We start from the raw sequence: 21416 nt of genomic DNA, 5'->3' as shown, positions 1-21416 counted from the left end.
CCGATGGATGCCCCGCAACTGGCTTCGCTCGTCGTCGCGCTCGTGCTCGGCCCCATGGGCGGAATCGGCGTGATCCGCGGCGCAATCGGGTTCCGCCCGCTCGGGCAACAGCGGGCGATCGAACGGCTCGCCGTCCGGCTCGGGCTCGACACGTCCCGCGATATCAGGGTTCGCCTCTTCGAGCGCGCGGCGCGGCTCCGGCGCGCTGCCATCATCGGCACCGCGGTCGGCTGGGTCGCGGGCATCCCCGTCGCGGTGCAGGCAGGGGAGTCGTACCTGTTCTTCCTGCCCCTCTTCTACTTCACGATGGCGGGTGCCCTCGCCGGGCTCGCCGTCGGCAGCGCCGCCGCCGGCTTCGAGCTCGACCCGTCGTCGCCCCGCGTCGCACGGCTCGAGGCCCGGCAGGCCGCCGACTACCTCGAACCGCTCGTCGTCGTCGGCGCACGCGTCGGGGTCGCCGTCGTCGCGATCGCCGCGCTCCTGCTCTGGTCCCCGGAACCGGCCGCGACCCTGCGGGCGGCCCTCGCCCTCGCCGCCATCGGGCTGCTCGTCGGCACGGAACTCCTCGCCGCAGCGCTCGCACGGCGCCCCCAGCACGCGCGCACCGAGGAGGAGCTCCGCTGGGACGACGGTCTCCGTGCGGTCGCGCTCAACGGACTCTTCGGGGTGCCCGCGCTCGTCGGCGCCACCGGGCTCGTGGTCGGCGGGCTGCCGATGATCGGGACGGCCGGGGCCTCCGTCTTCGACTCGATCGTCTATCTCGTGCTCGCCGTGGTCGCGCTGGTCGGCCTGGTCGTCTTCACGGCCCGGCCGCCGGGGCGCGCGGCGCTGCGTCGACTGCACCCGGAGGCCTTCGAGGGGGCCGGGTCATGAGCGCGACGACCAACTACCTGACGTTCGTGGGGCTCATGGCCCCGCTCATGGCGTTCCAGCTCGTCCGGCAGTCCGTCGGATTCACGGCCGCGCAGCGAGCCCGTGCGATCGAGCGCCTGTGGCGGCGGCTGCAGCTGCCCATCGACGAGGAGCAGTTCGGCCGGCTCGACGACCGGCTCGAGCGGATGCGTCGCGGGCCGATCCTGGGCGCCGCGATCGGCATCGCCCTCGTCCTCCCGCCGCTGCTCATCGCCGCCCTCGCCGGCCACCCCGCACCGACCGAGTTCGTGCACTGGTGCGCGTACGTCCCCGGCGCGTGCACGTTCGTCGGGCTCGCGATCTCGACCACGGTCCACGGGTTCCACCTCGACCCGGCGCTGCCCCGGGTCGCACGCGTCGAGCCGCTCAGCCGGTCCGACTACACGGACCCGCGCTCCGTGCTGCTGTTCCGATTGCTGGTGCTCGGCGCCGCCCTGCTCGCCGCCGCCGGCCTGTTCGCCGGACTCGACCAGGTGCTCCCGGCCGTGTTCGCCCTCGCCGCCATCGGATCGCTCGTCGCGGTCGAACTGCTCGCCGAGCGCCTCGCGCATCTTCCTCGCCGCGCCCGCAACGAGCTCGAACTCCGCTGGGACGACGGCCTCCGGGCCATCGCGCTCGACAACCTCTTCGTGGTGCCGGGTCTCTTCGCCATGCCGGTGCTCGCCTTCTGGGCACCGGACATCATCCGGACGCTCTTCGGCGACGCGGCGGTCACGGGGTACGTCGTGGCGTCCGTCGCGCTCGGCATCGCCGCCGTCGTCGCCTTCACGATCCGCCCGACGGGCCGCAGTTCCGTGGAGCGACTGCACCCGCGCAAGGGGACCGCCGCATGATCACCATCACCGTCAACCCCGAGGGCGTGCTGCCGCCGTTCGAGCAGATCCGCGTGCAGATCGTCGACGCCGTGCGCGGCGAGCGGCTCGCCGCAGGCGCGAAGCTGCCGACCGTGCGGGCCCTCGCGGCCGACCTCGACCTCGCCGTCAACACCGTCGCGAAGGCGTACAAGGCGCTCGAGGCCGACGGGGTCATCGAGACGCGCGGCCGCGCGGGCACCTTCGTCGCCGCGCTGGGCGACCCCGCCGAGCGTCGGGCGAAAACCGCCGCCGCCGACTACGCGACGCTCGTCGATCGTCTCGGGCTCAGCGCCGACGAGGCGCTCGCCTACATCCGGGCCGCGCTCGGCCGCTGAGGCGGCCGCCGGGCGACGCGAGACCCGGAAGGCGGTTCAGACCGTCGGGAGAGGCGCTGCAGCCGCGACGGGGGCGCTCCCCGGCGGCTCCTCGACGAGGGCCGGCGGGTCGAGCCGCAGCGCGAGCAGGCGCACGAGCTCCGTCGCCGCCTCGGCCGATCCGACGCCCTTCAGCCACAGCCCGACCCCGCCCGCGGTCGCCGCCGCGGCGGCGAGCACGAGCACGCCGATCCCGGCGAATGCGAAGAGGGGCTCGATGGCGATGAGGGCGATGCCCGCGATGACCAGGAGGGTCGCGAGCACGATGCCGCTGTAGGAGAGCCAGAACTTCGCTCGCCAGGAGCGCGATTCGAAGGCGCCGATGAACGGGGTCGCGAGACCGCGCGCCCGACGGGCGTCGTCGCCGGCCGCGAGCCACTCCCGGCCCGTCGCCCGCACGCCGTCGTCGAGCCGGTCGTGCGCGACGGTCGAGGAGAACCAGAGCACGGGCCACAGGGGCAGCAGGAGGAACGCCCACGGGATGCCCTCGGTCGCGGTCTGCACGATGCCGATCACGAGACCGGAGCTGGAAAGGACGAACGAGATCCAGTTCAGGACGCGGATCGTGCGCACGGTGCGGATCTGCCCGGCGAAGCGTGCGAGCAGGAGGCGCGCGGCATCCTCGTCATCGGCCGCCCAGCGCTCGGCGAGCCCCTGCGCCTGCGGCATCGAGACGAGGCGGGCGCCGGTGAGCTCGGGCAGGCCATCGACGACGACCGGCCGCATGAACTCGGGGGCGGGACGGCCGCTCGCGGAGACGGCCGCGGCGACGCCCTCGGGAACGGCCTCGCCCGTTCCCTCGAGGATCGCGCCGAGCTCGGCGAGGAGCGCCGCCGGCGAGACCGCGCCCGCTCCGACGTTGGTCTGCAGGTCGCTCGCGAGCAGGTCCTGCCGGGCGCTCAGCCCAGTGTCGGGCACGGGCAGCGCGGCGACGAACTTCGCGAGCTCCTGGAGCTGCTCCGGCGCGAGTCCGCGCAGCGGACGACCGGCGACGAGCACCCGCGCGGACGGCCCCTCGCTCGAGTGGAACCGGTAGGTCAGGTAGGACGCGGCCGCGTTCGACACGCTGCGCGTGGCCCGGGTCACGCTCGCGAGCGGAACCGTGCGGCCGCCGAGGCGCACGAGCCCCTGCTCCGGGTCCCACTCGAGCACTGGGTACATGAGCTTCAGGACCGTCCACAGGACCGCGAACATGAACGCGAAGCCCGCGGCGATGTAGACCCAGCCGGGGACGTCGTCGTACTCGTCGTCGAAACGCAGCGAGACGAGTCCGACCGCCAGCGAGCCGCCGGCGACGAGCCCGATCGAGCGGGCGAAGGGCGACGTGGAGATGCGGATCACCGGGCAAGCCTGCCACGGCGGACACGATCGGCCGTTCCGCCTGTGGATGCCGGAGCACGAGGCATCCTCATGCGGGTCTCGAGGCGCTTCGCGCCTGGACCGACGATTGCAGCGGCTCAGTCCTCGGGGAGCGGCTGCTTCGGGAGCTTGCGCACCTTCGGTCGGCGACGACGGCGCTCGGGGATCATCGAGCGCATCTCCTCGAGCTTGCCGAAGCAGAGCAGGCGGTCGCCCGACTCGAGCAGCACCCCCTTGCGCGGGTTCGGGATGACCGAGCTGCCGCGGTGCAGCGTGAGCACCGTGATGTCGCGGTCCCAGAGGCCCGATTCGCCGATCGTCTTGCCGACGAGGTCGGCGTTCGTGTGCACGAGCAGTTCGGCGACGCCGTACCCCGTCGAGACGGTGAGGCGCTGGCGCACGTCGATCTCGGGGAACGCGACCTGGTTGCCGATGTAGTCGATGATCGCGCCCGCCACGTCGAGCTTCGTCGCCTCTTCGATGCCCTGCAGGCCGGGCGACGAGTTGACCTCCATGACGAGCGGTCCGTCGTTGCCCTCGAGCATGTCGACGCCCGCGACGCGCAGGCCCATGATCTGGGCCGACCGCACGGCGGCAGCCTCGTAGGCGGGGTCGAGCTCGACGGGCTCGACGGTGCCGCCGCGGTGCACGTTCGAGCGGAACTCGTCGCCGTTCGCGACGCGGCGCATGGCCGCGACGACGCGGTCGCCGACGACGAGCGCGCGGATGTCGCGGCCCTTGCTCTCGGAGACGAACGACTGGATGAGGACGTTCTGCTTCGTCGAGTGCAGTGTCTCGATGATCGCCTCGGCGACCTTCACGGTCGGGGCGAGGATGACGCCGATGCCCTGCGTGCCTTCGAGGAGCTTGATGACGACGGGAGCGCCGCCGACCTGCTCGATCGCCGGCCGCACGTCGGCGCGGTTGCGCACGAACGCCGTCGCGGGCATCGCGATGCCGTGGCGGGAGAGGATCTGGTTCGCGCGGAGCTTGTCGCGCGAGTTCACGATGCCGTTCGCGGTGTTCGGCGTGTAGACGTCCATCTGCTCGAACTGGCGCACGACGGCCGTGCCGAAGTACGTGATCGAGTTGCCGATGCGGGGCAGGATCGCGTCGTAGTCGCTGAGCCGGCGACCCCGGAACTGCAGGTCGGGTTCGTCGGCCGTCAGGTCGATCGCGAACCGCAGGGTGTTGAGCACCTTCACCGTGTGACCCCGCTGCTCCGCCGCGGCGCGGAGACGCTTCGTCGAGTACGCCTGGGGCGCGCGCGACAGGATCGCAAGTTTCATGGTTCAGCCCCTGGGATGATGGAGGTGTGAGCGAGCCCCCCTATTCAAGCACCGGCCAGGATGCCTCGGAGTCCGTCGTCCCGACGCCCGTGGTCGCGGGCTGGCGCGAATGGGTGAGCCTGCCCGACCTCGACGTGCCCTGGCTGAAGGCGAAGCTCGACACGGGGGCGCGCTCCTCTGCGATCCACGCGTTCGACCTGGAAGAGATCGACCGGGACGGCGACCCGCACGTGCGCTTCCGCATCCTGCCGTGGCAGGGCTCCGAGGAGGATGCCGTCTCGGTCGAGTGCCCCGTGCACGACCGGCGCCTCGTGCGCTCGTCGTCGGGCCACAGCGAGGAGCGCATCGTCGTGCTCATGGACGTCGTGCTGCTCGGCCGGCACCTGACCGCCGAGGTCTCGCTGTCCAACCGCGACCAGATGGGCTTCCGGATGCTCATCGGCCGGGAGGCCCTCCGGCAGGGCTTCCTCGTCGACCCGGGGCGCTCGTTCCTCGGGGGCCGCGCGCCGAAGACGGTGCGCCGCACGAACCGCGGGGCCTGACGATCCGGGATCCGCGCGCCGTGGCGCTCCCGCGAACGACGACGCGAACGTGGGAGATTGTGCGCGAGGACCGGGGTCGGGCGCGACGCGCGCCTCATCCGCCTCACGCATCGTCCATCGCAGTGAATCGGAGGATTGAATGAACCGTCTCAAGAAGTCGCTCGTCGGCAGCGCCCTCGGCCTCGCCCTCGTCGGCGGATCCCTGGTCGCGGCCGCACCGGCGGTCGCGGCGACGTCGGTGACCGAATGGATCCAGCAGTCGACGAAGAGCAGTTGCCTCGGCGCCATGGAGGGGATCGTCCGGAAGGCGTCGTACTCCGGGTACAAGAACATCAAGACGAGCTCGTGCATCTACCTCTCGACGCGGAAGGTCTGGGAGGGCTGGGTCTCCTACACCAAGCCGTGACCTCGTCCCGAGGCACCGCGATCCGACTTCGGCGGCCGTGGGGTCCGGGAGACGGGGTGGCGATCCGCCACCCCGTCGACGACCTCCGCCCGGGGCTCAGTGGCCGCGGAACGCCTCCTGCAACCACCACGAGCCGCCGTCGGCCGCGATCTTCGCGTCGATGACGAGCGGCGCGGCCGGCCCGCTCGCGAGCCAGTCGGCCACGGCGTCCAGGTCGGCGACCGAGCGCACCGTCAGTCCCGTCGCGCCGTAGCCGCGGGCGATCGCGGCGAGGTCGACGTCGGGGAAGACGACCGCGCCGAGATCGGCCGTGGGGTCGGCCGGGCCGAAGTGGTGCACCTCGGCACCGTAGGCGGCGTCGTCGTAGACGACCACGACGAGCGGGACGCGCAGCCGCACGGCCGTCTCGAGCTCGGAGATCGCCATGAGGAACCCGCCGTCGCCGGTGCCGAGCACCGGGAGGCGGTCGGGCCGGGCGAGCGCGGCGCCGATGGCCGTGCCGAGCCCGAGGCCGATCGACTGGAACGCCTGGGTGAAGCAGAAGCCGTGCTCGTCGGGCACGCGCAGGTAGGCGCTCGGGTACCCCATGAAGTTGCCCGAGTCGATGGAGACGATGCGCTCGGCGGGCAGCAGCTCGTCGAGGCGGGCGCTCAGCACGCGCGGGTCGATGCGGGTCTCCCCCGCGGCATCCGGGCCCGAGAGGTCGGGCGTCGGGGTGTCGTTCCAGCGGATCGAGGCGTGCAGGCGCTCGGCGAGTTCCGGCGACCGGTAGCCGGGGCGAGGGGACTCCCCCGAACGCCGCTCGAGCTCGGCGAGCAGGTCGGCCGCGGTCGCGCCGACGTCGCCGAGCACGCCGAGGTCGATGGACCGGTGGGCGCCGAGCGCCGAGCCCGTGTCGTCGACCTGGACGATGCGGGCCGCCGGTCCGATGAGGGCGCCGTGGCGCATGGTCCACATGTTGAGCGCGCAGCCGAAGCCGACGACGAGATCGGCGTCCGCGATGAGCTCCGCCGCGAGCGGCGACGAGAAGCCGCCCGAGATGCCGAGGGCGAACTCCTCCCCCGCGAACAGGCCGTTCGCGACGGCCGAGGTCGCCAGCAGCGAACCCGACCGGGCGGCGAGGGCGCGCAGCTCCGGACCGGCGCCGCGCGCACCGCGGCCCGCGACGAACACGGGGCGCTCGGCCGCCTCGAGGAGGTCGGCGAGCGCCTCGACGGCGGATGCGGCGGGTCGCACCGGCGGGATGACCGGCGGCACGGGCATCCTCGTCAGCGCATCGGCCGGGAGGGTCTGCCCCTGGACGTCGAGCGGCAGGTTCAGCACGACGGTGCGGCGGCCGTCGCGGGCCGTGCGGTACGCGCGCACCACGTCGGCGAGCGCCGTCGCAGCCGAGTGCACCCGCTCGGACACCGCACCGACGCTGCGCGCCAGCGCGTCCTGATCCATCGCGAAGTTCGACGTGACCGCGCCCGCGCCCGCCTCCGCGGCGAGCACGATGAGCGGCGTGCGGCTCTTGGCCGCCTCGCCGATGCCGGTCGTCGCGTTCGTGAGCCCGCAGCCCTGGTGCACCGAGAGCAGCGCGACCTTCCCCGACATGCGGGCATGGGCATCCGCCATCGTCGCCGCGCCGCCCTCGTGCCGGGCGGCCACGAAGGGCACGCCGGCCGCGCGCAGCGCGTTCGTCACCGCGAAGTTGCCCGAGCCGACGACGCCGAAGCACGCCCCGACGCCGAGCGCGGCGAGGGCGCGTCCGGCGGCTTCGGCGACGGTCATCCGCGCCTCGACGTCGACGACGGCGGATGCCTCGCTCACGCGGGGTCCGAGACCAGGGCGAACACGCGAGCCGGGCTGCCGGAGCCGCCGACGATCGGCAGCGGCGCGACGACGAGCACGGCGCCCGTGGCGGGCAGCTCCGCGAGATTCTGCAGCGAGGTGATGCCGTACTTGTCGTGCCCGAGCAGGTGGTAGTGGGCGGGGAACGGCGGGTCGAGCTCGGCGCCCCGGCCCGCGTCGATGCCGACGGTCTCGACGCCGAAGCCGGAGATCGAGCGCTCGGTCGCGAGCCACTCGGCGGCTGCGGCGCTGATGCCGGGTGTGTGCGACCCGGTCTCGTCGGCGTTGAGGAACTCGTCCTCGTCGTCCGAGTAGACGTCCCAACCGGTGCGGAAGAGCAGCCACCCGTTCTCGGGCAGCACTCCGTGCTCGGCCTCCCACGCGAGGAGGTCCTCGATCTCGAGCAGGAAGTCCGAGTTCGCGGCGACCTCGGCGGACTTGTCGATGACGACGGCGGGGCCGACGAGCCGCGCGGGCGGGATCTCGGAGACGTCGTGGCCCGCGCGGCCGGAGATCCAGTGCACGGGGGCGTCGAGGTGCGTGCCGATGTGCTCGCCGGTGTGGATGTTCGAGTGCTTCCAGAACGGGCCGGGCTCGTCGTACTCGCTCACCTGCTCGAGGCTGAAGTCGATGAGGTTCGCGAACGGCTCGGGCAGGCGCAGGGCCGGCGTCGACGCGGAGAGCGTGTTGGTCAGGTCGATCACGCGGATCGTGCCCGCGGCGAGCGCGGCGGTGAAGTCGGAGAGCGTGGACATCGTCATCCTTCGGCAGTGGGAGTCGGGCCCGTCCAGCGTGGATGCCCGGCGCCGCCCGGCGCAAGAGCGGCGTCCCGAGACGACCACGCGCGGACGAACCGCCGGGTCGCGGACCCGTCCCGGGCGAGGACGACCTCTGCCGCCGGACGAAGCAGCGGAGCCGAGGTCGGGGTAGCGACCTCGGCTCCGCAGGGGGACCGTTCGGAGGTTAGACGAGGCCCTCGGAGAGGGTCGTCGGGTTGCCGAATCGGTGGTTGGTGATCGCGATCGCCTGCTCGTGGAGGAAGGGCAGGAGCTCGACGCGGCCGGACGGGGTGACCGGGTTCGACCAGATCGCGATGTCGGGGCGGCCGCCCATTGCGCGGGTCGCCGCCGAGGCGTCGCCGCCGACGAGGCGGATGCGCGAGGCATCCGGCCCGGTCTCGGCCAGGCGGGCGAGCCAGGCGGTGTCGGTCTCGACGACGACCGGCACGGAGCGCACCTCGAGGATCTGGCGCACGCCCTTCGGCAGGTCGATCGCGCTCGACACGGTGAGCGGCGACTTCGCGAGCAGCGCCGCCGCGATGACGCGGAGGCCCTCGCCGAGCTTCGCGCCCTCCGAGATGCGGATGGTCGCCGCGGCCGGCCGGTAGCGGAACACGTTGCGCTCCACGCCGAGGCCGGAGACGTCGACCGCGGTGCCGTAGCCCTCGAGCCACGCGAGCTCGTCGGAGAGCACCGACTGGCGCAGCGTCTCGAACGCGTCGTAGTCGAGCGAGGACTGCGACGCCTCGATGAGGCCGGTCACGCGTCGCTCGAGGCCGCGCAGGTGCAGGCTGCCGCCCGCGCCCATCGGGGCGGGGACCCAGGTGCCGAGGCCGAACAGGTAGTTCGGGCCGCCGGCCTTGGCGCCTGCGCCGACCGCCGACTTCTTCCAGCCGCCGAACGGCTGGCGCTGCACGATGGCGCCCGTGATGCCTCGGTTGACGTAGAGGTTGCCCGCCTCGACCGTCTCGAGCCAGAGCTCGAGCTCGGCCGGGTCGAGGGTGTGGATGCCGGCGGTGAGGCCGTAGTCGACGGCGTTCTGCATCGCGATGGCCTCGTCGAGGTCCTTGGCGTGCATGATGCCGAGCACCGGGCCGAAGAACTCGGTCAGGTGGAATCGGGAGCCCGCCTTGACGCCCGAGCGGATGCCCGGCGACCACAGCCGGCCCTCGGCGTCGAGCTGCTCGGGCGCGACGAGCCACTTCTCGCCGGAGTCGAGGGTCGTGAGCGCCCACTCGAGCTTGCCCTTCGCGGGCTCGATGATCGGGCCGATCTGGGTGGTGGCGTCCTCGGGCCAACCGACGCGCATCGAGCGTGCGGCATCGACGAGCTGGCGCGCGAAGCGCTCCGACTTCGCGACCGAGCCGACGAGGATGACGAGCGAGGCCGCCGAGCACTTCTGGCCGGCGTGGCCGAAGGCGCTCTTGACGACGTCGGACGCGGCGAGGTCGAGGTCCGCCGACGGCGTCACGATGATCGCGTTCTTGCCGCTCGTCTCCGCGAGCAGGGGCAGGTCGGGGCGGAACGAGCGGAAGAGCTCGGCCGTCTCGTACGCGCCGGTGAGGATGACGCGGTCGACGCGGTCGTCGGAGACGAGGTCCTTGCCGAGGCCGCTGCCGGAGACGTCCACGAGGGCGAGCAGCTCGCGCGGCACACCGGCCTCCCAGAGGGCCTCGGCGACGACTGCGCCGCAGCGCTGCGCCTGTCGCGCGGGCTTGAAGACGACGGCGGAACCGGCCGCGAGGGCCGCGAGGACGCCGCCGGCCGGGATCGCGAGCGGGAAGTTCCACGGCGGGATGACCGCGGTGACCTTCGCGGGAACGAAGGCCGCGCCGCGCACGTGGTCGAGCTCGCGGGCGCGCTCGGCGTAGTAGTTGGCGAAGTCGATGGCCTCGCTGACCTCGACGTCCGCCTCGGCGATGGTCTTGCCGGTCTCCGACGCGGCGACCTCGATGAGGCGGTCGCGGTTCGCCGCGAGGGCGAGGCCCGCGCGGTGCAGCACAGCGGCGCGCTCGGCGCCGGGCAGGGCGCCCCAGCGCGTGCCGGCCGCGGCTGCGGCCTCGAGCACTGCGTCGAGGGCGTCGGCGTCGGCGACCGCGGCGTCGGCGGTCGTCTGCACGCCGAGGTCCGAGTCCGGGATGCGGGCGAGGATGCGGCGGCCCCACTCGCGGTTCGCGGCGATGGCCGGGTCGGTGTCGGGCTCGCTCTCGAAGCCGGGGGTCTCGCCGAAGCCGACGGCGGTCGGGGCCGCGGCGGTCAGCCCGAGCGCGTCCGAGCCGCGGGTGAGGCCGAGCACGACATTCGTGAGCGACTGGTCGTCGTCGTGGAGGCCGGGAGCCTCCGCCGCGGGCACGCGGATGGCGCGCTCGATCGCGGCGTCGTCCCACTCGGTGCGACGGTTCTGCACGCGGTTCGGGGCGGGCGTCGACCGGTCGCGCTCGAGGGCTTCGAGCGAGGCGATGTAGCGGTCGCGCTCGCGGTCGAAGAGCGCGGCGGACTTGTCGAGCTCGAAGACGGCCGACATGAAGTTGTCGCTCGAGGCGTTCTCCTCCAGGCGGCGGATCAGGTAGGCGATCGCGACGTCGAACTCGGCGGGGTTCACGACGGGCGTGTAGAGCAGGAGCTGCCCGACGTCGCCGCGCACGGCCTCGGCCTGGCCGGTCGCCATGCCGAGGAGCATCTCGAACTCGACGCCCGAGGTGACGCCGCGCGCCTCGGCGGTGAGCCAGGCGTGAGCGATGTCGAAGAGGTTGTGGCCCGCGATGCCGAGGCGGAGGTTCGCGAGGCGCTCGGGGGTCATCGCCCAGTCGAGCACGCGCTTGTAGTTGGTGTCGGCATCCTGCTTGCGGTCGTACGTCGCGAGGGGCCAGTCGTGGATGGCCGCGTCGACGTGCTCCATGGCGAGGTTCGCGCCCTTGACGACGCGCACCTTGATCGGCGCGCCGCCGCCGGCGACGCGGGCCGCGGACCACTCCTGGAGGTGCTGCATGGCGCCGAGGGCGTCGGGCAGGTAGGTCTGGAGGACGATGCCCGCCTCGAGCCCCTGCAGCTGCGGCTGGTCGAGGAGCTTCGTGAAGACCGCGATCGTGAGGTCGAGGTCGCGGTACTCCTCCATGTCGAGGTTGATGAACTTCGGCGTCTTCGCCCCGGCCGCGAGCTCGTAGAGCGGCGTGAGCTTGGCGACGACCTTCTCGACGGCCTCGTCGAAGGACCACATCGAGAGCTGGCTGACGACGCTCGAGACCTTGATCGAGACGTAGTCGACGTCGTCGCGGGCGAGGAACGTGCGGGTGCCGGCGAGGCGGTGATCGGCCTCGCGCTCGCCCAGCACGGCTTCGCCGAGGAGGTTGAGGTTCAGCCGGTTGCCGCCCTCGCGGAGCTTCGTGATCGCGGGGCCGAGCTTCTTCGGGGTCGCGTCGAGCACGAGGTGGCCGACCATCGCGCGGAGCACCCGGCGGGCGATCGGGACGACGATCCACGGGAAGACGGGCGCGAGGGCGCCGCCGAGGCGGATGGCGGCGCGGAGCGGGCCGGGGAGGAACTTCGGGGCGAGGGGGGCGACGCGTGCGAGATTGCGGCCGGCGACGCCGAGGTCCTCGGGGCGCATGACGCCGTCCACGAAGCCGACCGTGAAGGCGAGCCCGTTCGGGTCCTTCAGCACGCCGGCGAGGCGCTCGGCCGCAGGGTCGACGGGATGCTCGGCCGCTTCGGCGAGCCAGCGGCGCACGAGCGCCACCACTCGGTCGGTGCTCGCCGCCTGGTCGGCCCGGCGGTAATCGACGTCGGTCATCTCTGCAGTGTCCCTTTCTCGCAGGCGCAGTCTCGGGTCGGCGCGCCCGTCTCCAGCGATCTTCAGGCCGCCCGTCCGTTCGGTCCAGCAAATGATTCCGACGGGTACTGTTCGGTTTTCCTGTTGAATGGAGGCATGTGGGATGTCCGCCGCCTCCGCCTGCTCGTCGAACTGCGCGATCGGGGCACGCTCGCCGCCGTTGCCGAGGCGCTGGCCTACAGTCCGTCGTCGGTCTCGCAGCAGCTCGCCCAGCTCGAGAAGGAGGTCGGCGTCGAGCTCCTCGCCCCCGCCGGGCGGCGCGTGCAGCTCACCCCGGCGGCCGAACTGCTCGTCGTGCACGCCCGGCGCGTGCTCGACGAGCTCGAGGATGCCCAGGCCGCCCTCGCGGGCGTCGGCGGCAGCGTCGGCGGCACCGTCCGCATCGCGGCCTTCCAGTCGGCCGCCCACGCGATCGTGCCGCAGGCCCTCGCGCTCCTCGCACGGGAGCATCCGTCCCTTCGCGTCGAGATGCGTGAGCGCCCGCCCGAGGCGGGCCTGTTCGAGGTCACCACGCGCGACGCCGACCTCGTGCTCGCCGAGCAGTACCCCGGCCGCACCCGCCCGCTCCTCGAGGGCCTCGACCGGCAGCCGCTCGCCAGCGACACCATGCGGCTCGCCGTGCCGCCGCATCCCGCAGGGCGGGAGGTCTCCCCGCGCACGCTCGCGACGGCCGCCGGGCGCGCCTGGGTGCTCGAGCCCGAGGGCACCGCGAGCCGGGAGTGGGCCGAGCAGCTCTGCCGCAGCGCCGGCTTCGAGCCCGACGTGCGCTTCGAGACCGCCGACCTCATGGCCCACATCCGCTTGATCCGGTCGGGCGCGGCCGTGGGGCTGCTGCCCGATCTCGTGTGGGCGGGCGAGGCGCCGTCGGTGCTGCTCCACGATCTGCCCGGCGCCCCGCAGCGCGAGGTGTTCTCTGCCACGCGCGGCCCCGCGGCCGCCCGTCCCGCGGTGCTCGCCGTGCGCGACGCCCTGCGCCGGGCCGCCGAGCGCACCGCGACGCCCGTCTGACGGCGCCGGGGCCTCGCTCAGGCGTCGACGGTCTCGAGCGCCTCGGCGACGGCCGCCTCGATGCGGGCGGCCTCGCGGCGCTTCGCGCGTCGGCGGCCGAGCACGAGCGCGACGACGGCCCCGACGAGCACGAGCAGTGCGGCGACGAGCATCCAGGGCACGGCCCACAGGGTCGCCTCGGCGTGCACAGCGGGCAGGTCGCCGGAACCGGAGGTCGTGCCCTCGGCCGGCACGCTCGGCACGAGCTCGACCTCGGCCGTCAGGAGGCCCGACGGGAAGACGCCCGCGACGTCCGCCGAGGCGGTCCAGGACTCGCCCGGCAGCAGCGCGGGGATCGGCTCGAGGTCCGCGGCGTCGGCGCGGAGCATCCCGAACGGGCCGGCCACGGCCACCGTCTGCGCCGCGGTGAGGCGCGCGTTGCCGGTGTTGCGCACGGTGTAGGTCACGGTCGCCGGCGCGGTCGCGAAGGGGTCGAGCGGGGTCGCGTACTCGAGGTGCACGTCCTCGACGACGAGCGCGGGTGCGAGTTCGCCCCCGACGCGCACCTGCACGCGGATGCCGAGGCGGCGGTCGACGCTGACCCCGCCGTCCTGCTCCGAGGCGAGGGTCGTCACGATGCCGCCGGCGTAGTCGCCGGGCATCGCGTCCTCGGGGATCGCGACGTGGAAGGGGACCTCGACCGAGGCCGCAGGCTCGAGGTGCACGCTCGTCGCGTCGGCGGTGATCCACGCGCCGACGGCGGTCGAGGTCTCCCCCTCGGCGAGCAGGTCGAGCGCGCCGGACTCGCCGGTGAACCCGTCGGCGGCGTACACGGCGAGCTCGAGCGGCTCGTCGCCGTGGTTCGTGACGACGATCGCGTCGTCGAGCGAGTCGCCCGCCTCGAGCAGGTAGTCGTAGTTCTCGCGCTCGGAGCCGAGGTCGCCGTCGGCGGTGCGGACGCCCCACTGGACGGTGCCCGCCGGGGCGTCCGCCTCGTCGGCGATCGCGGGGGCGCCGGCGAACAGCGCCGCGCCGAGGGCGACGAGGATGCCGGTCGCGGCGGCCGCGCGCGGGATGCGGCGGGAAAGGTGGAGTGCGGGCACGAGGCATCCTCTGCTTGCTGGGTGGAGCGGGTGGTGAGACGGGGGCGGGCGGACGGGCCGCCCGCCCCCGGGTGGATCGGCTCAGCGCCGTGAGCGCGAGCCCGGGACGGCGCTGACCGCCCCGATGGATCAGCTCAGCGCGGTGAGCGTGAGCTTGGGACGGCGCTGGCCGCCCCGATGGATCAGCTCAGCGCGGTGAGCGTGAGCTTGGTCGAGTAGACGCCCTCGGGCGCCAGGTCGACCGGGACCTTCAGGAAGAGGTCTGCGCTGAGCTTCGCCGCACCCTTGGCGTGACCCGCGAGGGCCGAGCCGAGCACCGACGAGGTCGCAAGACCCGTGCCGCCGTCGAACTTCGACGAGACCGCGGCGCCGGCGAGGGCGCCGCCGCCCGCCTCGGTCACCTGCGGCGTCCAGCCGAGGTACTCGCCGCCGAACTCGTCGGCGCCGGCCGCGAAGTCGCCCGACTGCGCCGAGATCGACCAGACGGGCGAGCCCTTGCGGGTGTCGGAGACGCGGATCGGGTTGATCGCGCCGGAGGCGGTGAAGGCGTCGGCGGCCTGCTCGGCGGTGCCGAGGTCGACGATGCCGTTGGTGCCGTCGATGCTCCACGAGAACTCGCCCGCGGCCTGCTCGGGCACGGCGACCTGGAGGTCCTGCGAGACGCCGTCCTCGCCCTCGGCGCGCGTGAGGGTGACCGCGTCGACGACCGAGTTGATCGGGTTCGCGTCGCCGTTGGCCTGCGAGCGCAGGGTCTTCACGGTGATGGCACCGTCGGTGACCTCGACGGCCGTGTAGTTGCGCACCTTCTCCTGGTTCTTGACCGAGAGCCACGAGAAGTTCGCGACCTGCGAGTTGATGTCGTAGTACTTCGAACCGGAGGCCGAGTTCGCGGTGACGTAGAGCACGCCGCCGGGGCCCGCGACGACCTGGTCGGCACCGGCGACCTCGGCCGGGTCGGCCTTCTCGCCGTTGTGCATCAGGTAGCTGCGCGCGTACGAGTGGTCGTGGCCCTGGAGCACCAGGTCGATGCCGAGGTCGGAGATCGTCGTCGGCAGGTTGTTGCGGCGGTCCACGACGTCCGAGTCGGTGCCGTGCGGGCCCGACGAGTAGATCGAGTGGTGGAAGGCGAGCACCTTCCACTTCGCCTCGTCGCCGTGCTCGGCCACGACCTGCTCCATCCACGGGATGTGGGTGGAGTAGTCGCGGCTGTTCGAGTTCAGGTTCATGAACAGGACGTCCTTGTAGATGAACCAGTAGTCGCCGCCCGAGGACGTGCTCGTGCCGGCTCCCGCGGACGCGGTCAGGTTCGGCGTGTTGAAGTGCTGCGAGTACGCCTTGGAACCGACGTCGTGGTTGCCGTTGGTGGCCACGAACGGGATCTCCGTGAGCTGGTCCGCGGCGAGGAAGGCCGCGTACTGCGCCTCGTTCGAGGCCGACTCGACCTGATCGCCCGCCGAGAACAGCAGTTCGGCGTCGGGGTAGGTCTGCGTCGCCACGTTCACGGTGTCGACCCAGCCGGCCTGGTCGTTCGCGACGTTGCCGGAGGAGCCGATCTGCGGGTCGCCGAAGAACAGGAAGTCGAAGTCGCCCGCGAAGTCCTGCGTGCGGAACGACTGCACGGCCGACCAGGCGCCTTCGGCGCCGACGCGGTACACGTAGGCCGTGTTCGCCGCGAGGCCGTCGATCGTCGCGAAGCGGTTGTACTCGCCGCTCGTGGTGAGCCCGCCGGTCGCGGCCGCCGACACGGCCGAGGCCGGGAAGGTCGTGCCGTCGTAGGCGGTCGCCGGGGCGAACTGCACGGTCTGCGCCGTGTCGGCCGACGAGTACCAGGCGAGGTTGCGCTGGGTTTCGTCCGCGCCGACCCCGAGCACGAGATCGGAGATCGAGGCGCTGCCCGCGCCCTCGGTGATCGGCGCGAGCGACTTCAGGTCGAGGTAGACGTCGCTGGAGTTGGCGCGGCCCTGGTAGAGGGCGACGGCCACCTCGTTGCTGCCGGCGTGGAGCACTGCCTCGGGCACCGTGAAGGTGCCGCTGACTGGGTCGCTCAGGTTGTTGCCCGCGTAGACGAGGTTCTTGCTGCCCTCGGCCGCCGCGTTCACGGCGTCATCGGCGAAACCGGCGACCTTGACCCCGTTGACGAAGACCTGCACGCCGTCGTCGAAGACGACCGAACCGGCGAGGCCGTCGATCTGCCCGAGCTGGTCGGCCGTGATGTCGAAGCTCGTGCGGAGGTGGAAGGTCTCGATGTCGGTCGTGGTGCCCGGGTAGTACTGGTTCAGCACCGTGGTCACCGGGAAGCCCGATCCGAGGTTCGGGGTGGCGGAGCCGCTCTTGGCCCCGAAGGCGCCGGCGCCGGTCTTCCAGGCGCTGTCGTCGAAGCCCGCACGGGTCCAGGCGAGGCGGTCGGCGTCGCCCGGCGAGGGGTTGGTGCCGTTGTCGGAGTACGACCACGTCGAGGACGTGGAGAGGAAGCTCGCGGGCAGGTCGGCCGCGGCCGCCGGGAGGGCGGTCGCGACGATCGACCCCGCCACGAGCGGGAGCAGACCGCAGGCGGCCGCGAGGCGGACGCCGTGGCGCGGGCGTGAGCCCGCTGCGCGTGTCGTGTTCATATCGGGATGCAGTCCCTTTCGGATGCGTTTCGGTCGGCGCGGAAAGCACGCCGCACCGACCGTTTCGGCGACAGGTGAATCGGAGTTGAACGAGCGCCCACCTGGCGGTGGACCTGCGCGGAAACCGAATGGATGACATCCGGCAACGAACTCCGCGCGCGAACTGCGGAGGCTCAGCCGAGCCCGAGACCGAAGACCCGATCGACGAACCAGAACAGTCCCATGGCGGCGACGCCCGCCGAGACGACCGCCGCCGTCCAGGTGCCCGCCCGCGGCGAGCGGCGCCGCAGCGCGGCGAGCAGCGGGAAGACGATCGCGATGATCCCGAGCTGCACCGCCTCGATGCCGATGTTGAAGACCAGCAGCGACCACAGCAGCGTCCACGACCACGGTTCGTCGATGCCGAGCGCGCCGGCGAAGCCGAGCCCGTGCACGAGCCCGAAGCAGAACACCACCGCGAGCCGCGCGAGGTCGCCGCGGTCCTGACCCCACGGCCCCGTCGGCGCCGTCGGCACCGCGAGCGCCCGGCCCCGGCCGCGCCACGTTCGCCACAGGAACGCACCGGCGACGACGGCGATCGAGGCGGCGATGATCGGCTCGACGACGGCCGACGGGACGGCGACCAGGCCCGTCGCCGCGAGCAGGAACGTCACCGAGTGCGCGATCGTGAAGGCCGTCGCGGCGAGCACGACGTCGCGCAGGCGACGCGAACCGACGATGAGGGCGAGCAGGAACAGCAGGTGGTCGGCACCCGTGAGCAGGTGCTCGGCGCCGAGCACGAAGAAGTCGCGGAAGCGCTCGGTCCACGGCTGCCCCGTCGAGTAGGTGTCGTGCTTCGCGTCGAGCGCGGCGCTGCCGGCCTGGTCGTCGAGCTCGTAGTCGAGGATCGTCTCCGTCCCGGTGACGTACTCCTCCTCGTCGGGGAAGAGCTTCGAGCGTACGGCGTGCTCGTCGGCGGCCGGGCAGTCGTAGGCGAGTGTCAGCAGCCCGTACGGCACCCCGTCGCGCTCGGCGACGGTCATGGCCCCGACCGGCGTCGGCGTGCAGTCGGCGCCGCCCGCGGCGACCTCGAACCGGTCGGTCGCGTAGGCGACGACGGTGTCGAGGTGGTCGGCGAGCGCTTCGGCCTCGCGGCCCGTCTCGAAGAGCGCCATGCCCTGCTCGAAGAAGTCGTCGTCGCCGGCGGCCTCGGCCGCCGAGACGACGAGGAGGTCGTATTCGAGATCGAGCGCAGCCTCGATGCGCGTGTCCGAGACCTGCGTCGCGCTCGCGTAGACGGTCGAGGTGAAGCCGTGCGCACCGGCGACCGAGGCGGGCCCCAGCAGGGCGACAGTCGCGGCGAGTGCGGCGAGCGTCGCCGCGGCGAGGCGACGTGCGCCTCCCGTCGACGCCCGTCGGGCAGGGCGGTTCGGGGCGTCGGGGTGGCGCATGGGACTCCTTCGGGTTCGGCGGGAGGCACCCTCCCCCACGCGGGTGAACGGGTCGCGTCGGGCAGGAGAACGAACGCTCCGTTCCCGCGCCGTTCACCTCCCGGGCACGCGTCCGCAGCATCCGGGTCCGACAGGGCGGGCATCCTCGACGGGGCCCGGACCCGACCGGGCGGTCTGGAGGCACCTGTGCGGCAACGGCATCGCGTCGTCCACACGATGGGACCGGTCGGCCTCGCCGCGATCGCCCTGCTGCTCGCGGGCTGCGCGACGACGCCGTCGGCCGGGTCGGCGGAGGCGCTCCTCGGGGGCGGGCCGTCGCCGTCGCCCGAGGCGACCGTCGAGCCGCCCGCGGGCTCGTGGAACGGCGTCACGCCGCCCGAGGGCTACCGCGCCGTGCTCGTCGTGGCGGGCGACGACCCCGCGACGACGACGATCGCGGCCGCCGTCGAGGGCTGGGCGGTCGACCACGAGGTGGAGATCGACCGGCTCGACGCCGACGACGACACCCAGGTGCTCGCGCGCCTCGAGGAGGCCGACGGGCTCGACGCCGACCTCGTCATCGGAGCCGGCGCCGGCGTCGTCGACGAGTTCTCGTATGCGACGGCGCAGCGCCTCGATCAGCAGTTCCTCGTCGTCGGCGCGCAACTCGGCGAGCCGACGCGCAATGTGACCGCCGTGGTCTGGCCGGGTGCGACGTTCCGCGGCACGGGCATCACCGACGATGAGCAGGATGCCGCCGCCGTCACACCCGAGGCGGCGGGCGACGCCGTGGACGCGGGGGTCGCGAGCGTGCTCGCCGGGCTCACGGGCATCGTGCTCGCGCTGCCGTGAGCCCCTGCTCGCAGCGGACTGCGCCGCCCCGCGTTTCCGCAGCGCCGCGCCGATTCGTTCCACGGGCGTTCACGCAGGGTCCACGATCGGTCCGCCGGGACGCCACCCGGAGGAGGTGGGGTTCGACGAGCGCCCGAGCCGGGGCGCGGGCAGGAGCATCGTGACCTCGCAGTCGAATCGTCGGAGCCTCGGACGGCGACCGGTTGTCGCCGCCGGGACGGCCGTCGCAGCGGCCGTCGCCCTCGCGGTCGTCAGCTGCTCGGCATCCGGACCGCTCGCCGACGCCGTCGGTACGGCCCCGCAGCGGACGATCGCCCCCGTGCCCGGCTCTTGGGACGACGTCGAGCCCGACGCGGGCTACTCGGCCGTGCTCATCGCAGCCGAGTCGGACCCGACCGCCGAGGTCCTCATCGGGGCGGCGGCGGAGTGGGCGGCATCGCGCGGTCTCCGACTCGAGGTGCTCGGCATCCCGGACGACGGCGGACTGGACGCGGCGCTCGCCGAAGCCGCCGAGGTCCGGCCCGACGTCGTGATCGGCGCCGGCATCGACGTCGTCGAGGAGTTCGCGCAGGCGACGGCGGAGCATCCCGACCAGCAGTACCTCGTGCTCGGGGCCCAACTGCCCGACCCGACCGGGAACCTCACAGCAGTGGTGTGGGACGGCGCGGACTCCGACGGCCGCGACGGCGGCGAGCCGAGCACCGCAGCCGTGACGCCGATCCGCGCCGAGGACGCCGCGGCCGCCGGCATCGCGGCGGTCATCGATGGGAACACCGGCGTCGTCGTCTCGATCGACTGATCCTCGACGGGCGGCCGAGTGGCCGCTAGCGTGCGAAGGGCACGGGACGAATGTCGCGGCCCGTCGCACCGGGGGAGGTCGATACGGATGCCCGTCTCACGACTGCTCGTCGTCGCACTCGCTGCGGCGACCGCGCTGATGCTGTCCGGGTGCGCCGGCGGAGCGGGCGACGCCCCCGCGGTCGATCCGGTCGGCACGTGGGGCGATCCGGCGGCACCGGGTACGCCGTCGCTCGAGCTCTTCGACGACGGCACGGCCACCGGCACCGACGGCTGCAACCGGCTCGTCGGCGGCTGGGAGCTCGAGGACGACGGCGAGGTCGACTTCCACGGCTTCGCATCGACGCTGATGGCCTGCCCCGGCGTCGACGTGTGGTTCGTCGGCGCGGAGTCCGCCCGCATCAGCGGCGACAGGATGACCGTGATCGCCGACGGCGGCGTCATCCTCGGCACGCTCGAACGCGGCGGCGGCGCCACGCCCGCACCGGGCGCAGGAACCGGAGGCACGAACTCGAGCGCCTCGCCGGACCCCTCGGCGAGCGCGGGCGCGATCGCGGGCACGGGGTACGTCGGCACCTGGGGCGAGGAGGCGGACCGCTCGCCGTACCTCGTGATCTCGACGGACGGCACCTACACCGGCAGCGACGGCTGCAACCGGATGACCGGCAGATGGGAGATCGACGACGACGGCTCCCTGGAGTTCGACGACCCGGCCCTCACCCGCATGGCGTGCGAGGGCGTCGACCAGTCGCTCAGCCGGCTCGACTCGGCGACGATCGAGGGCGACGCCCTGGTCGTGCGCGACGACCACGACGCTGTGCTCGCGACGCTGCCGCGCACGGCCTGAGCGTCAGGTCGCGTCGGCCTCGCCCTCGGCCTGGGCGCCGTCGCCCTCGTGCATCCACGGAGTGAAGCTGACGCCCACGAGCAGACCCTCGGGGCTCTGCAGCCGGCTCGTGGTCTGCCCCCACGGCTCGTCGTGGGCGCCGACGAGGATGTCGCAGCCCTGCCCGGCGAGCTCTTCCACGGCGTCGGCGACGGCCGCCGGCGAGGCGACGTCGAACTCGATCCACGCCTGCGGCACGGGACGGTCGGCGGGCCACTCCGGGCTGCCGAAGGTCGCCTCCGCGGCCTGCTCGAGCGGCCAGATCGCGAAGGCCTTCACGCCGGGCACGTCCTCGCTGTGGAAGTACCCGGGCGCGTTCTCGTGGAACGGGATGCCGAAGCGCCCGGCCCAGAAGTCGTGCGAGTCCGGTCGGCCGATGGGCCCGAAGCCCGCGACGAAGCTGATGTCCATGCCGCCGAGTCAACCCCGCATCGCGGACATCCGCTCGTCCGCGGGCTCGCCCGTCTCGGCGGCGTCGCGATCGCGGAGCGCCGCGTCGACGGCCGCCTGCACGCGGGCGTCCTCGTCGGCGCGGCGGCGCACGCGCGCCCGGCGAGGACGGGAGGGCGCGGGGCCGAACGCCGGCCGCCTAGGC

18 protein-coding genes are annotated in these 21416 nt (G+C 73.2%); 9 read left to right on the top strand and 9 right to left on the bottom strand.

Features of this window, described 5'->3' with window-relative positions:
* The first annotated feature begins 3 nt into the window (after positions 1-3).
* The 3 genes from GB864_RS05260 to GB864_RS05250 are packed head-to-tail and all read left to right on the top strand — an operon-like array spanning position 4 to position 2101.
* On the top strand, positions 4-873 hold the full coding sequence (locus GB864_RS05260; protein WP_160423297.1) for a hypothetical protein: 870 nt from the start codon (positions 4-6) through the stop codon (positions 871-873).
* A complete protein-coding gene (locus GB864_RS05255) occupies positions 870-1745 on the top strand; it encodes a hypothetical protein (RefSeq protein ID WP_160423296.1) in 876 nt (291 codons plus the stop codon). The genes GB864_RS05260 and GB864_RS05255 overlap by 4 nt, the downstream gene beginning before the upstream one ends.
* The gene (locus tag GB864_RS05250) at positions 1742-2101 is read left to right on the top strand and encodes a GntR family transcriptional regulator (RefSeq protein ID WP_160423295.1); all 360 of its coding nucleotides are present in this window, start codon (positions 1742-1744) and stop codon (positions 2099-2101) included. Before GB864_RS05255 ends, GB864_RS05250 begins: the two co-directional genes overlap by 4 nt.
* Positions 2102-2137: 36 nt before the next feature.
* On the opposite strand, the gene GB864_RS05245 is transcribed toward GB864_RS05250, so the two are convergent.
* The gene (locus GB864_RS05245; RefSeq protein WP_160423294.1) at positions 2138-3481 is read right to left on the bottom strand and encodes a hypothetical protein; all 1344 of its coding nucleotides are present in this window, start codon (positions 3479-3481) and stop codon (positions 2138-2140) included.
* A gap of 116 nt (positions 3482-3597) precedes the next feature.
* Complete coding sequence (locus tag GB864_RS05240; RefSeq protein ID WP_160423293.1) at positions 3598-4788, bottom strand: RimK family alpha-L-glutamate ligase; 1191 nt, start codon at positions 4786-4788, stop codon at positions 3598-3600.
* 26 nt (positions 4789-4814) lie between these two features.
* Between GB864_RS05240 and GB864_RS05235 the strand changes: the two genes are divergently transcribed.
* Together GB864_RS05235 and GB864_RS05230 are read left to right on the top strand one after the other, a co-directional pair.
* Positions 4815-5330 (top strand): ATP-dependent zinc protease family protein, encoded by a 516-nt coding sequence (locus tag GB864_RS05235; protein WP_473808262.1) that lies wholly within the window; start codon positions 4815-4817, stop codon positions 5328-5330.
* Between the two features lie 139 nt (positions 5331-5469).
* Entirely contained in the window at positions 5470-5736 is a 267-nt protein-coding gene (locus GB864_RS05230; protein WP_160423292.1) for a hypothetical protein, read from the top strand.
* A gap of 96 nt (positions 5737-5832) precedes the next feature.
* Here GB864_RS05230 and GB864_RS05225 read toward each other — a convergent pair whose 3' ends face one another.
* The 3 genes from GB864_RS05225 to GB864_RS05215 form a co-directional block, all read right to left on the bottom strand.
* Entirely contained in the window at positions 5833-7509 is a 1677-nt protein-coding gene (locus GB864_RS05225) for a thiamine pyrophosphate-binding protein (protein WP_160423328.1), read from the bottom strand.
* A gap of 35 nt (positions 7510-7544) precedes the next feature.
* Positions 7545-8324, bottom strand: a complete 780-nt coding sequence (locus tag GB864_RS05220) for a cyclase family protein (protein WP_202106995.1) — start codon at positions 8322-8324, stop codon at positions 7545-7547.
* Positions 8325-8532: 208 nt separating this feature from the next.
* Positions 8533-12138, bottom strand: a complete 3606-nt coding sequence (locus GB864_RS05215) for a proline dehydrogenase family protein (protein ID WP_160423290.1) — start codon at positions 12136-12138, stop codon at positions 8533-8535.
* A 135-nt stretch (positions 12139-12273) separates the two neighbouring features.
* Between GB864_RS05215 and GB864_RS05210 the strand changes: the two genes are divergently transcribed.
* Positions 12274-13185 carry a LysR substrate-binding domain-containing protein gene (locus GB864_RS05210; RefSeq protein WP_160423289.1) on the top strand — a complete coding sequence of 304 codons (912 nt, stop codon included), beginning with the start codon at positions 12274-12276 and terminating at the stop codon, positions 13183-13185.
* Between the two features lie 17 nt (positions 13186-13202).
* On the opposite strand, the gene GB864_RS05205 is transcribed toward GB864_RS05210, so the two are convergent.
* The 3 genes from GB864_RS05205 to GB864_RS05195 all read right to left on the bottom strand — a co-directional run bounded on the left by GB864_RS05205 (position 13203) and on the right by GB864_RS05195 (position 18306).
* The gene (locus tag GB864_RS05205) at positions 13203-14267 is read right to left on the bottom strand and encodes a WxL protein peptidoglycan domain-containing protein (RefSeq protein ID WP_160423288.1); all 1065 of its coding nucleotides are present in this window, start codon (positions 14265-14267) and stop codon (positions 13203-13205) included.
* A gap of 182 nt (positions 14268-14449) precedes the next feature.
* The gene (locus GB864_RS05200) at positions 14450-16876 is read right to left on the bottom strand and encodes a purple acid phosphatase family protein (protein ID WP_160423287.1); all 2427 of its coding nucleotides are present in this window, start codon (positions 16874-16876) and stop codon (positions 14450-14452) included.
* Between the two features lie 173 nt (positions 16877-17049).
* Complete coding sequence (locus GB864_RS05195; RefSeq protein ID WP_160423286.1) at positions 17050-18306, bottom strand: HupE/UreJ family protein; 1257 nt, start codon at positions 18304-18306, stop codon at positions 17050-17052.
* 216 nt (positions 18307-18522) lie between these two features.
* Here GB864_RS05195 and GB864_RS05190 point away from each other — a divergent pair, with 216 nt between their 5' ends.
* From GB864_RS05190 to GB864_RS05180, 3 genes are all read left to right on the top strand, one after another.
* A complete protein-coding gene (locus GB864_RS05190; RefSeq protein ID WP_160423285.1) occupies positions 18523-19137 on the top strand; it encodes a type 1 periplasmic-binding domain-containing protein in 615 nt (204 codons plus the stop codon).
* A gap of 160 nt (positions 19138-19297) precedes the next feature.
* Positions 19298-19936, top strand: a complete 639-nt coding sequence (locus tag GB864_RS05185; protein WP_160423284.1) for a hypothetical protein — start codon at positions 19298-19300, stop codon at positions 19934-19936.
* A gap of 87 nt (positions 19937-20023) precedes the next feature.
* The gene (locus GB864_RS05180; protein WP_160423283.1) at positions 20024-20782 is read left to right on the top strand and encodes an META domain-containing protein; all 759 of its coding nucleotides are present in this window, start codon (positions 20024-20026) and stop codon (positions 20780-20782) included.
* 3 nt (positions 20783-20785) lie between these two features.
* Here GB864_RS05180 and GB864_RS05175 read toward each other — a convergent pair whose 3' ends face one another.
* Complete coding sequence (locus tag GB864_RS05175; RefSeq protein WP_160423282.1) at positions 20786-21232, bottom strand: VOC family protein; 447 nt, start codon at positions 21230-21232, stop codon at positions 20786-20788.
* Positions 21233-21416: the final 184 nt, after the last annotated feature.

This window comes from Agromyces seonyuensis, from assembly GCF_009789225.1.
Classification (GTDB): Bacteria; Actinomycetota; Actinomycetes; order Actinomycetales; family Microbacteriaceae; genus Agromyces; species Agromyces seonyuensis.
Note: the sequence above shows the minus strand (reverse complement) of the source record. Positions and strands in the feature narration are given on the sequence as shown.